This window comes from uncultured Cytophaga sp., assembly GCF_937863595.1.
Classification (GTDB): domain Bacteria; phylum Bacteroidota; class Bacteroidia; order Cytophagales; family Cytophagaceae; genus Cytophaga.
This window is the reverse complement of sequence record NZ_CALMGQ010000087.1, coordinates 2,501-15,133: the sequence shown is the minus strand read 5'-3', so window position 1 is coordinate 15,133 and position 12,633 is coordinate 2,501. Positions and strand designations below refer to the sequence as shown.

Below are 12,633 nucleotides of genomic sequence, written 5' to 3'. Positions count from 1 at the left end.
TGTATTTTGTGCAATATAGAAAAGAAAAACGAAACGTGTATGCTTGGCAATGCTGCGCTACAACGCGTGTAAGAAAATAATTAAATTAGGCGTCAAATCTGACGCCTAATTTAATGGGTGATATTTATACTAATTTTTTAGAAACTAAATACTCTGCAATTTGCACCGCATTGGTCGCAGCTCCTTTCCGAAGGTTATCAGCTACAATCCACAAGTTTAGCGTTTTTGGCTGAGATTCATCTCTACGAATACGACCTACAAAAACTTCATCTTTATTATGCGCATCTAACGGCGTCGGATATTCTAATTTTGCTGGATTATCTTTAACGATAATGCCAGGGGATTTTGAAAGCAATTCTTTCACTTCATTCACATCAAAATCATTTTCAAATTCGATGTTTACAGATTCAGAGTGTCCGCCAATTACAGGTACGCGTACAGTAGTAGCAGTAACTTTAATAGTATCGTCAGACATGATTTTATTTGTTTCTAAAATCATTTTCATTTCCTCTTTTGTATATCCATTTTCTTGGAATACATCTATATGAGGAAGCAAATTCAAATCAATTTGATATGGATATGCTTTTTCTCCATTCATTTCTCCCTTACGTTCATCAAACAATTGATCAACTGCTTTCTTACCCGTACCTGTTACTGATTGATACGTAGAAACAACTACGCGCTTGATTTTATATTTTTTATGCAACGGTTCCAATACTACTACCATCTGTATAGTAGAGCAATTTGGATTTGCAATAATTTTATCATCCTTAGTCAATTCGTGCGCGTTTACTTCAGGCACGATCAATTTCTTCGTAGGATCCATTCTCCATGCAGAAGAGTTGTCAATGACAGTTGTACCTGCTGCTGCAAATATGGGTGCAAGTTCTAACGAAGTACTACCACCTGCTGAGAATACAGCAATATCTGGCTTCATAGAAATTGCTGTTGCTGCAGATACTATTTTATACTTCTTACCATTATATTCAACTTCTTTACCAACGGATTTTTCAGATGCTACTGGTATGAGCTCTGTTATAGGGAAGTTACGTTCTTTAAGAACAGTAAGCATTTGCGTTCCTACCAAACCGGTAGCGCCAACTACAGCTACTTTCATTTCTTTACTTTTGTTAATTAATGCACACTTTTTTAAAAGAGTTGCAATTTACCATTTTTTTTCTCCTAATTTCATTTATTCAAGCTATGTTTTTTGGCTGTTTTCAGCACAATAATTTTATTTTCGCAATGCAAAACCGTATCGCCCTAATTTTTACAAGTATATTACTACTTGTTTCGAGTCCTTTATGTGCTCAATTGTTTGACTTTGAGAATGCTAGCATTCCAACCAGTTGGTCCGGAGATGTAGTAGCCTTTAAAATCTCCACTGAAAATCAATTGCAATTGAATGCTCCAGTAGGTGCTTCACAATCAACTGTAGTGTGGCCTAGTTTAAGCACTACAAATTGTAGTTGGGAGTTTTTAGTGCGCTATGACTTTGCCGCATCTACAACTAATTACGGATTATTCTATCTCTATTCAACACATGAAAACTTTAATTCAGCAAACAACTGCAGCTACTACTTGAAAATTGGAGGTGTAGCAGGTAATAGTGATAAAATTGAGTTGTATTATCAACAAGGAAATATTAAATATAAAATATTAGAAAGTCTAACGGGAGTAGTTGGGGCAAGTAAGGTCGTCTGCAGAATAAAAGTAATTAAAAATGCGCAAGGTGTATGGACATTGAATACGGATAATACAGGAGGGTATAATTTTGCTGAGCAATCTACAGCTCAGCATTGGCAGGCACAGAGCTATCATTTCTCTGGATTACGCTGTGTGTATTCATCTACAAGGAGAGACAAGTTCTTTTGGGATGACATTCATATACAGATACCCTTTTCTTTAGATCGATATGAGTTTGAAAACGATTCGACACTTATTTTTTATTTCAATCAAGAGATTGATTCCTGCAATAAAATTCAACTAGACGAAGATTTCGGCATCAATTACAAGGTTGCTTTTGGACTAAAAATTTTGACATTAACTTTTGAAAAACCTCTTCTTGCGAAGACGTATAAAGCGAAACTTCAAAATGTATTTTCAGCTGGCTCAAACGAACCATTTAGCGATAAAATAGAATTAGTTAAGGAGATGTATTATTATGTTGGTCAACTACGAATTTCTGAATTTATGAGTGATCCCAGCCCCAGTGCTGGTTTGCCTGATGTAGAGTGGATTGAGCTTGTAAATGCTTCGAACAAAGCGATAGATGTGAAAAATATTCGCATTTCAGATCCTTCTACAAGTGTGAAATTGCCAGCATATATACTAGAACCTAAATCAGCATTGATAGTATGTTCCGTAAATATGTGCCCATTATTTCATATTGAAAATTGTATTGAAGTACCTGTATTGCCAAGTTTAAATAATAGCTCAGATTCTATTTTTGTTTGGGCGAATGATACTTTGCTGTTGGATTATGTTCAGTATAATATTGCGTTGCTAGGGAAAGGATATAAGTTAGATGGAGGCTACTCTATTGAAAGAAAAGCGATATCTGAAAATTGTTCCTTTGCACAACAATTAAAATTTACTGATGATGCAACTGGAGGCAGCCCGGGTATCGCACCCATGTTTACCAATACGCCACCAATCATGTTTAAGGCTCAAATTATATCGGATAGAGAGGTGCGATTGAATTTAAATGGCGCTGTTACTTTGAATCAAAATTTCATTTCCAATCCACTGGACATTCTGACGATGAGAAACACAAGTACTGCATTTGAAACGACTTATTTATTTACATGCACACATGGCTTTGAAGCAGGGAAAGCCTATGAATGCATTATTGACTCTATCATTAATTGCAAAAATAAACAACAATCGGTCGACATTGTAATCCCACTTATTTTTCCGAAGCAAGCACAAAAAAACGAATTGTACTTGAACGAAATCTTATATAACCCGAGTGTTGGAGGAGTTGATTTTGTTGAGATATATAATAGTTCGGATGCCTATGTTCAATTGGGAGGAAGCCATTTATTCAACACTTCTTCAAATAAAATTTCGCATACTTTTTTACTAGGTGACATGGTTATTCCTCCGTATGCTTTTGTTGTTTTAACACCGGATACACTTATGTTAAAACAACAATATTCAAATGCAAAGGACCATACATTCATACAAGTTAAAAATTTGATCTCATTGCCAGATGGAGGAGGGAGCCTAGCTTTAGTTGCTAGTAATGGTAGAGATACCTTAGATTACATTGAATACCGTGACGACTTTCACAATAAATTACTTCGCAATTCTGAAGGGTATTCCTTAGAAAAAATAAATACAATCAATCCTGTTTTTTTGCCCGATAACTGGACGAGTTCTGCAGATAGAGCTACACCTGGTTATGAAAATTCACAGCAAGTCAGATACAATTCCCCTGAAAGTAAGGATTTTTACTGTGCGCCATGCCATGCTTCAACAAATTTAAATGGTGTAGATGATTTTGTTTTATTACACTTAAACCCACATACGCAAGCTGCATTTGGAACACTTCGGATCTACGGAATAGATGGACATATTTTAGTCGATTTGTTTGTTAATCAACTACTTGGGTTTGAAAATACATTTAAATGGAATGGCTTAAAACAGAATGGCGAAATCTTAACGGATGGAATATACATTGCAGTAGCTGAATGGTGGACTTCAGATGGCAAAGTGAATACGTCTAAAATTGCCATAAGTACTTCACAGTATTGAAAATATATACGGATTTTGTGGATAACGAAGCATGTATCTAACCTTTTTTGTAGTATTTTTGTAAAGGATCTTTTACGTAATACACGCATCTATTCAAATACTTTTATTATGGGTACGAACAAAAAGAAAGCCGTTACAAAAAAAGTAAGCAAAAAGGCAACGAAAGTAGTAGCAAAAAAAGCAATAACGAAAGTCGTTTCTAAAAAAAGCCTTGCTAAAAAGGCGGTTGTTAAAAAAGTCGTTTCTAAAAAAGCGACGACTAAGAAGCCCACTATAAAAAGTGCAGTTAAGGTAGTTGCGAAAAAAGCGCTTAAAAAAGTAGTGCCGAAAAAAACGTTAAAAAAAGTAGTGCCTAAAAAAGTTGCGCTTTCAAAAGAACCAATAAAAAAGACAAAAATCGTTCAGCCAACGAAAAAAATAGTAGAAAAAAAATCCCTTTTAAAAACTACTAACAAAAAAGCCGTTTCAACGTCTGTCTCAAAAACGAAAGAAATGAAAAAAGAAGACAAAGAAAATGCATCTAAAGATGCAACACCAAATGCGCAAAAAAATATGCCTTTGCTTAAACAAGAGCCAGCATATCTTCAACGTACTATGAATGCGCCAAAGGATGATAGAACACATTATTCTAAAGAGGAATTAATGGAATTTGACGCAATTATATCTGAAAAGTTAGAACTTGCGCGTAAACAATTTCAATTTGCTAAGGATGTGTTGAATCGCAAAAACGATGAAGGCACGGATAATACTACTGGGAATGTTAAAATGATGGAAGACGGGGCGGATGTTCTTGAAAAAGAAAGTTTCAGTTCATTTGCAGCACGTCAACAAAAATTTATACTTCAGTTGGAAAATGCGCATGCACGCATTCAAAATGGCACATATGGAGTGTGTATTGTTACAGGTAAATTAATACCAAAAGAACGATTGAAATTGGTGCCACATACCCAACACACAATTGAAGCAAAAGAACAAAGAAAATAATAATACCAAATGAATTTCTTACAAAATCATATTGAAAGCATTATTTTCTGTGCAACAGATCCTGTAAAGCCTGACGAAATTCGTCAATGTATGTCGGAGATGTTTGAAGCAGAAATTCCCTTAGATGACATTCTAAATGCCGTTGATGAGTTGCTTTCGAAATATGAAGATGAAATGTACCCCTTCCAAATATTACAAATAGGCGGCGGGTATCAATTCATGACTAAGCCAGCATATCAGTCTAGTTTGGGGATTTTTTTAAAACAAAAATCAAAGAAGCGATTATCTACCTCTGCTTTGGAAACAATGGCAATCGTTGCCTATAAACAGCCGATTACGAAGGGGCAAATTGAGCAAATAAGAGGCGTGAATTGTGATTACGCCATGCAGAAATTGCTGGAAAAGGAATTAGTTGAAATTCAGGGTAAATCTGACGGGGTAGGGAGACCAATCCTGTATGGTACAAGTCAGAAGTTTTTAGAATATTTCGGAATAAACAACATAAAAGACTTACCTTCGCCAAAAGATTTCACTTCTGAAGTGAACGAGATTGGTGACGTGAATGATCCTGATTATGAAGCATTAGCAAATCAGGCTATTTCAGAAATTACTGAAACAAACAACCAACTGGAAATTACCGACGCAACTCATGAAGCATCAACAGATGAAGAGTTGGTAGAAGAAGAGCTAGTAGAACAAGTTGTATATATTTCAGAAGATCAATCAGAAGAACAACCAGAGGAGTCTCCAGACAATTCGGATTCTTCAGAAGAAGATACAAGCACAGAAAATGACCAAACAAAGAGCGAATAACAACAAGAGGCCGGCTAGTAGCAGGCCTACTTCGTCTAAAGGCAGATCCAATTCGACCAGCGAAGGTCGTTCGTCCAAATCAGCGAATTCAAAATCATCTACTCGCAGCAGCGGGCCTTATTCAAAAAAGAGTTCTTCCGAAGGAAGTTCTAAAGGAAATAAGAAAGAAGAAAAAGATTTATATGGTGCAAAACGATCCTCTAGATCAACACCTAAGAAATTCGAATCATCGAAACGAACAGTAGGTAGAGGTCCTTCAGGACGTAAACCTGCAAAGACGAATTACCCAGATAAAGAAGAAAAATTCATTCCGTACAATTTGCGTTCGGATGATACTAAAAGCCCGTACACGCCTAGAGGAAATCGTTCAAATGAAGAACCGAGATCTAGAGGTGAATCTAAACCTGCTTCTTCAAGAGACAGAACGAGCCCAGGTAGAGAGCGTAAATCTCCTTCAAGAGATCGGACTTTTCCAGATAAAGAAGGCTCATCTGATAGAAGACGCCCTTCTTCTGATAGAGAAAGACCAGCATCAGATAGAAAAAGAGTTTCTTCGGATAGAGAAAGACCTTCTCCAGATAGAAAGCGTCCTTCTTTAGATAGAGAACGACCTACATCAGATAGAAGTAGATCATCATCTGACAGAGAAAGGCCTACAACTGCTAAGCGCTCATTTACGAAATCAGACGATGACTTTAAATCAAGTAAAAGAAGCGATTCAGACGAAAGTAAACCTCGTGGCGTTAAAAAAAGCACAGGCTCAAGAGGCGATGCTTTCAAAGAAAATAGATCAGATGCGCGTCCAACTAGATTTGAAAGTACGGATTCGCGTTCTGCGAGACCCAAACCTAAAAAAGACGAAGATTTTGAAGATGATTTTTCAGATTCCGAATCTAAAGGAAAATCTAAATTTGATGGCGATAGTGTAAAAAGAGGTCGTAAATCTTATGCGAATAAATTAGACATTTTAAGCAAGAATAAACCGAATGCAGCAAAGATAAGTGTTTCAGATCCGTCTGAAATTCGCTTAAATAAATATATTGCAAATTCTGGAGTTTGTTCCAGAAGAGAAGCAGACCAATTAATTTTAGAAGGCACCGTTAAAATTAACGGTGTTGTAGTTACTGAATTAGGCTATAAAGTTAAAGTAGGTGATTCAGTTAAATACAACAACAAGGTTCTGAATCCGGAAAAATTGGTTTATGTATTATTAAACAAACCAAAAGATTTCATTACCACGATGGATGATGAAAACGAACGTAAAACGGTAATGCAACTAATTGCAAATGCTACCACGGAGCGTATTTACCCTGTAGGGAGATTGGATAGAAATACCACAGGTCTTTTGTTGTTTACGAATGATGGGGAGTTGGCTCAAAAGTTAACGCACCCTTCCAATAAAATTAAAAAAATCTACGAAGTTGAATTGGATAAACCACTTACTGCAGAAGATTTTGATAAAATTGCGGAAGGCAAAATCCATTTGTTTGATGGTCCAGTGAAAGTAGATGAAATTGCAATCATTTCTCCGAATAAAAAAATGATTGGGATTGAAATCCACGAAGGTAGAAACCGTATCGTACGTCGTATTTTCGAATCACTTGGATATGATGTTCAAAAATTGGATCGTGTAATGTATGCAGGTTTAACAAAGAAAAACGTTACGCGCGGCTCTTGGAGATATCTTACTGCAACAGAAGTAAATAAAATGAAATATTTAGATTAATTTAATAAATAAAAAATTTTCGTATGAAAGAATTATCAGACGCAATTTTAGATCGTATCGACTCCATTTGCGAAGAAGCAGATTTGCTTTTTGAAGATGAAAAAAGTGAAGAAGCAATTGCTAAATACAACGAAGCATTAACGTTGTTGCCAGAACCAATTGAAGAGTATGAGCCTTCTGCATGGTTGATTTCATCTATTGGCGATGTACACTTCTTTGATGAAAAATACGAAGAAGCACTTGGCCATTTTGAGCATGCTATTGGATGTGTTGATAGCGAAGAAAACCCATATTTATTATTGAGAATTGGGCAATGTCATTTTGAATTAGGCGAAATGGATGAAGCTGAAGATGCCATGCACGAAGCGTATGCGATAGAAGGAGAAGAAATTTTTGAAGAAGAAGATCCGAAATATTTGGAGTTCTTGAAAAGTAAAATTGAAATTTCCGAATAATATCTTCTGAAAAATAGTTTTAAAGCCTGCAGTCAGTCATCTGCAGGCTTTATTTTTTTAATCAGAGTTTTTTTGATTTACATATATTGTGTATATTCTAATTGAAACAAAAAAAGAACATCATGGGATTCAAAATTATCTTAAAAGCCATTCCTTGGATTTTAATTTGTGTACTAGGATTGTATATTTATTTTACACGCTTTTCACTTTTTGATAGCTCAAGTGAAGCAGGGAAAACAGAAATTACAAATAATGTTATTTTAGAAAAAGTCGAAATGCTAGGCAAGCTTGAGTTGTGTAAATTCTACATTAAAGACATTGTAGAACATAAAGAGATTAAGCCTTGGTACGATAAAGATTCAAAAGTAGTGTTGATTATTTCTGGCGAAGCCGTTGGCTGCATGGACTTGAGAAAGATAGATTCTACTTCCATAAAAATAACTGAGACGCAAGTTTTTGTTACACTTCCCAAAGCAGAGATATGCGTATTTAAAATTGATCACCAAACGTCCAATATTTACGATGTAGAAACAGGTTTTTTTGAAGACGACAAAGTCGTCATTGATAAGGCATATAAAATTGCAGAAAAAGAAATTTTAAACTCTGCGACAAAAATGGGCATTGAAAAGCAAACAGCAGACAATGCAAAATTGATTTTAAAATCTTTTTTGTCTGGGATAACAGATAAAGAGGTTGTGTTTAAATAGTATGCAAGGAATAAAAAAATAACATATCCTTGATATGTTATTTTTTTATTATAAATGTATTCTTCTGAAAAACTCCCACAATAAAATACCACCTGTAACAGAAACGTTAAAAGAATGCTTTGTGCCAAACTGAGGCACCTCAATGGCATGATCGCTTTGCTGAATTACAGCTTCACTTACCCCATATACTTCGTTTCCGAATATCAATACAAATTTACCTTCTTTTTCAATGTCGAATTTTTCTAAAGAGATACTTTGATCCGTTTGTTCAATAGCAAGGATTTCATATCCTTCCGTTTTCAAACCTGGTAAAAAATCAAGTGCGGATGCAGCATATTCCCATTCAATAGATTCCGTAGCACCTAAGGCTGTTTTGTGAATTTCTCTATTAGGCGGTGTGCCTGTTATTCCGCACAAATATATTTTTTCAATCTGAAATGCATCTGCAGTTCTAAAAAAAGAGCCCACATTGTGCAGGCTGCGCACATTATCCAACACAACAATGATAGACGTTTTTTTAATTTCCTTGAATGCTTCAACCGATAAGCGGTTCAATTCATCCATAGATAGCTTTTTCATGCGATTTCAATTAATCAATACAGCGCTATATGTTAAGCACCAAAGGTGTGAATAACTCAATTGGCAAATCCGAGGCTCAATCCCTAAATTTATATGTTCCAATAACTTCATTTGTGACATATAAACATCTGTTACAAACGAATCAAAGGTACGTAATTAGAAATTAAATCGGATGCGTTTATTTTATTTGATTGACCCCGAACATCGAATTGTATAATCTGTATCCAAATCCAATTTTGTTTTGAGCAAGACTAAAGAATCAACAGAAACGCCTTTAATGAAGCAATACAATGCGATCAAGGCCAAATATCCAGGCGCAATGTTATTGTTTCGAGTAGGCGATTTTTATGAAACATTTTCAGACGATGCAGTCAAAGCAGCGAAGATACTAGGGATTACACTAACCAAAAGAGGTAATGGAACTGCTTCTGAAACCGCATTGGCGGGCTTTCCACACCACTCCTTAGATACCTATTTGCCTCGATTGGTGCGTTCCGGTTTGCGTGTAGCTATTTGCGATCAATTGGAAGATCCTAAATCGGTTAAAGGGATTGTTAAAAGAGGAGTGACCGAATTAGTCACTCCTGGGGTTTCCTTTAATGATCACGTATTAGATGTTACAAAGAATAATTATTTAGCTTCCGTTCATTTTCAAAAAGACGTTATTGGGATTTCTTTTTTAGATATTTCTACCGGCGAGTTTTTAACGGCACAAGGCAATAGACAATACATCGATAAATTGCTGCAAAGCTTTTCTCCGTCGGAAGTGTTGTTTTGCAAAAACAAAAAAGAAACCTTTCTTGAATATTTTGGTGACAGGTACAATATTTATACGCTGGAAGATTGGGTGTTTACCTATGATTTTACCTATGATTTATTAATTCGTCATTTTAAAACAACTTCCCTTAAAGGGTTTGGTATTGAAGAGTTAACCGAAGGAGTTACTTCAGCAGGTGCGATTCTTCATTATTTAAATGAAACGGAACACAGAGAAGTAGGTCATATTACACGTGTAAACCGTATCGAAGAAGAGCGTTACGTTTGGCTGGATCGGTTCACGATTCGAAATCTAGAGTTGATTCATGCGCAACAAATTGAAGGCGTACCATTGATCGATGTTCTAGATCATACCAAAACACCGATGGGTGCTCGGATGTTGAAGAAATGGCTGATTCTTCCCCTGAAAGACATTACCCCTATTCAAGAGCGTTTAGATACGGTTGAACTATTGGTAAAAGATGCAGATTTTGCTGCAACGCTGAATGATGAATTAAAACCGATTGGAGATTTAGAGCGATTGATTTCTAAGGTTGCAGCGAGAAGAGTCAATCCACGAGAAATGGTACAACTCAAACGTGCCTTAGAGCGCTTGAATCCAATCAAAGAGGCACTTAAAAAGCAAGGGCAGCATGTGTTGCTAAAGTTGGAAGAGCAAATAAATCCTTGTGAGTATTTGGCTGGCAGAATATTAAACATGTTGAAAGAGGATGCCCCTGTTTTAACCAATTTGGGCAGAATTATTAAAGATGGCTGTAACGCTGAACTTGACGAACTGCGTGCAATAGCGTATAAGGGGAAGGATTTTTTGATGCAGATCCAACAACGTGAAATCGAACGCACAGGTATTAGCTCTTTAAAGATTTCCTACAATAAAGTATTTGGCTATTATTTAGAAGTTACCAATACTCATAAGGATAAAGTGCCTGCAGACTGGATACGTAAGCAAACGTTGACTGGCGCCGAGCGATACATCACCGAGGAGTTAAAAGTCTATGAAGAAAAGATATTAGGGGCCGAAGATAAAATCAATATTATTGAACAAAAAATGTTTCAAGATTTGGTGCTTGAAGCCGAAGAATATATAAACCCCATTTTACAGAATGCAAAAATAATTGCACACATAGATTGTTTGTGTTCTTTTGCGCATGCTGCGCTTCAAAATCATTATGTAAAACCAATTATTGAAGATAGCGCTCTAATTGATATTAAAGCTGGCCGCCACCCTGTAATTGAAAAGCAATTGCCCTTAGGAGAAACGTATGTGCCGAACGATATTTTTTTAGATGATGAAACGCAACAAGTAATGATCATTACGGGCCCTAACATGGCCGGTAAGTCTGCCTTATTAAGACAGACCGCTTTAATCGTATTGATGGCGCAAGCGGGTTGTTTTGTACCCGCAAGTTCTGCTATTATAGGTACGGTAGACAAAGTTTTTACGCGCGTTGGTGCTTCGGACAATCTTTCTAAAGGCGAATCAACCTTTATGGTTGAGATGAACGAAACCGCAAGCATCTTAAATAACTTGAGTGGAAGAAGTTTGGTGTTGATGGATGAAATTGGTCGTGGAACGAGTACATACGATGGAATTTCTATTGCCTGGGCAATTGTTGAGCACTTGCACAACCACTTGGATTTTAGGCCGAAAACATTATTTGCAACGCATTACCACGAGTTAAATCAAATGACAGATGATTTGAAACGGGTAAAAAACTATAATGTATCCGTTAAAGAAGCAGGCAATAAGGTCATATTCATGCGTACTTTAAAGCCTGGCGGCAGCGAACATAGTTTTGGTATTCACGTGGCACAGATGGCAGGTATGCCGAATAGTTTGGTGTTGCGTGCAAATGAAATTATGCAGCATTTAGAAAAAGACCATCTGAACAACCAGCATGAAGATAGGCTTAAAGAGATTCCGAAGTCTACCTTGCAAATGAGTTTGTTTGAAGCGGCTGATCCGGCATGGGATTCTATAAAGAAAATATTGACACAAACAGATGTAAATATTATTTCTCCAGTTGAAGCGCTTCTAAAATTGAACGAATTGAAACAGTTAATTAAATAACTAGGTAGATTTTTAATAAAAAACCCTTTTTATTAAAAAAAACTTTGCTTGTAACATCTTGTAAAAGAAGTTTATTGCCAATTAGGCTTAAAAAAAGCAAAAAAAATGGAATCCAAGTGTTGCATAATTAAAGCAAAGTGTTACCTTTGCATCCACAATTAATTATTGTAATGCGAAAGTAGCTCAGTTGGTAGAGCACGACCTTGCCAAGGTCGGGGTCGCGAGTTCGAATCTCGTCTTTCGCTCTTCTTATTTGAACCTCTTTAATGAAGAGGTTCTTTTTTTGAAAGTGTCCAGAATTGCTCGGATGGTGGAATCGGTAGACACGCAGGACTTAAAATCCTGTGAACCTTAAAGTTCGTGTGGGTTCAAGTCCCACTCTGAGTACGTGTAATGCAAAAAAGTCCTTGATTATCAAGGACTTTTTTTTTTGAAATATTGATGGCAAGTATAATTTTAAATGCATTTTTCAAAGCCTGAGACATAAACGTTTTATGTAGCACATCCAGATTGGAGCAACGTTTTATTTTAGGCGAACAATTTTATCAAAAACACCTTTTTGGATCCCTCTTGTTTTAAAACACATATCGCTAACAAAATATTGTACAATACATGAGACCGGTCTCGCTGTTCATGAATGATTTCAGATCAATGTCGGTTTTGTTATGAGGAATATAGAGACCGAAGCACCTAGGTCTGCTTTTACAAGCCTCTTGCAATAACGAATTCTCCTGACCAACTAAAAACAGATTGAACGAATGC

General features: G+C 36.3%; 9 protein-coding genes and 2 tRNA genes. 9 read left to right on the top strand and 2 right to left on the bottom strand.

Annotation, left to right across the window (positions count from 1 at the left end):
- Window positions 1–124: 124 nt before the first annotated feature.
- Window positions 125–1,117 carry an aspartate-semialdehyde dehydrogenase gene (locus tag Q0543_RS07785; RefSeq protein WP_299251021.1) on the bottom strand — a complete coding sequence of 331 codons (993 nt, stop codon included), beginning with the start codon at window positions 1,115–1,117 and terminating at the stop codon, window positions 125–127.
- A 128-nt stretch (window positions 1,118–1,245) separates the two neighbouring features.
- Between Q0543_RS07785 and Q0543_RS07780 the strand changes: the two genes are divergently transcribed.
- The 6 genes from Q0543_RS07780 (at window position 1,246) to Q0543_RS07755 (ending at window position 8,444) form a co-directional block, all read left to right on the top strand.
- Window positions 1,246–3,759 (top strand): lamin tail domain-containing protein, encoded by a 2,514-nt coding sequence (locus Q0543_RS07780; RefSeq protein WP_299251019.1) that lies wholly within the window; start codon window positions 1,246–1,248, stop codon window positions 3,757–3,759.
- A gap of 594 nt (window positions 3,760–4,353) precedes the next feature.
- Window positions 4,354–4,743, top strand: a complete 390-nt coding sequence (locus Q0543_RS07775; protein ID WP_299251118.1) for a TraR/DksA C4-type zinc finger protein — start codon at window positions 4,354–4,356, stop codon at window positions 4,741–4,743.
- Between the two features lie 9 nt (window positions 4,744–4,752).
- Complete coding sequence (gene scpB, locus Q0543_RS07770) at window positions 4,753–5,556, top strand: SMC-Scp complex subunit ScpB (RefSeq protein WP_366800057.1); 804 nt, start codon at window positions 4,753–4,755, stop codon at window positions 5,554–5,556.
- Window positions 5,534–7,282: a pseudouridine synthase gene (locus tag Q0543_RS07765; RefSeq protein ID WP_299251017.1), complete on the top strand. Its 1,749-nt coding sequence runs from the start codon at window positions 5,534–5,536 to the stop codon at window positions 7,280–7,282. Before scpB ends, Q0543_RS07765 begins: the two co-directional genes overlap by 23 nt.
- 23 nt (window positions 7,283–7,305) lie before the next feature.
- Window positions 7,306–7,737, top strand: coding sequence for a tetratricopeptide repeat protein (locus tag Q0543_RS07760; RefSeq protein WP_299251015.1), 432 nt, complete (start codon window positions 7,306–7,308; stop codon window positions 7,735–7,737).
- 122 nt (window positions 7,738–7,859) lie between these two features.
- Window positions 7,860–8,444, top strand: coding sequence for a DUF4230 domain-containing protein (locus tag Q0543_RS07755; protein ID WP_299251013.1), 585 nt, complete (start codon window positions 7,860–7,862; stop codon window positions 8,442–8,444).
- 48 nt (window positions 8,445–8,492) lie between these two features.
- Here Q0543_RS07755 and Q0543_RS07750 read toward each other — a convergent pair whose 3' ends face one another.
- Window positions 8,493–9,023 carry an RNA methyltransferase gene (locus Q0543_RS07750; protein WP_299251012.1) on the bottom strand — a complete coding sequence of 177 codons (531 nt, stop codon included), beginning with the start codon at window positions 9,021–9,023 and terminating at the stop codon, window positions 8,493–8,495.
- Between the two features lie 277 nt (window positions 9,024–9,300).
- Here Q0543_RS07750 and mutS point away from each other — a divergent pair, with 277 nt between their 5' ends.
- From mutS to Q0543_RS07735, 3 genes are all read left to right on the top strand, one after another.
- Window positions 9,301–11,871, top strand: coding sequence for a DNA mismatch repair protein MutS (mutS, locus tag Q0543_RS07745; protein WP_299251117.1), 2,571 nt, complete (start codon window positions 9,301–9,303; stop codon window positions 11,869–11,871).
- Window positions 11,872–12,043: 172 nt separating this feature from the next.
- Window positions 12,044–12,116: transfer RNA gene (locus tag Q0543_RS07740), tRNA-Gly, on the top strand.
- A 56-nt stretch (window positions 12,117–12,172) separates the two neighbouring features.
- A tRNA-Leu gene (locus Q0543_RS07735) sits at window positions 12,173–12,258 on the top strand.
- Window positions 12,259–12,633 lie beyond the last annotated feature (375 nt).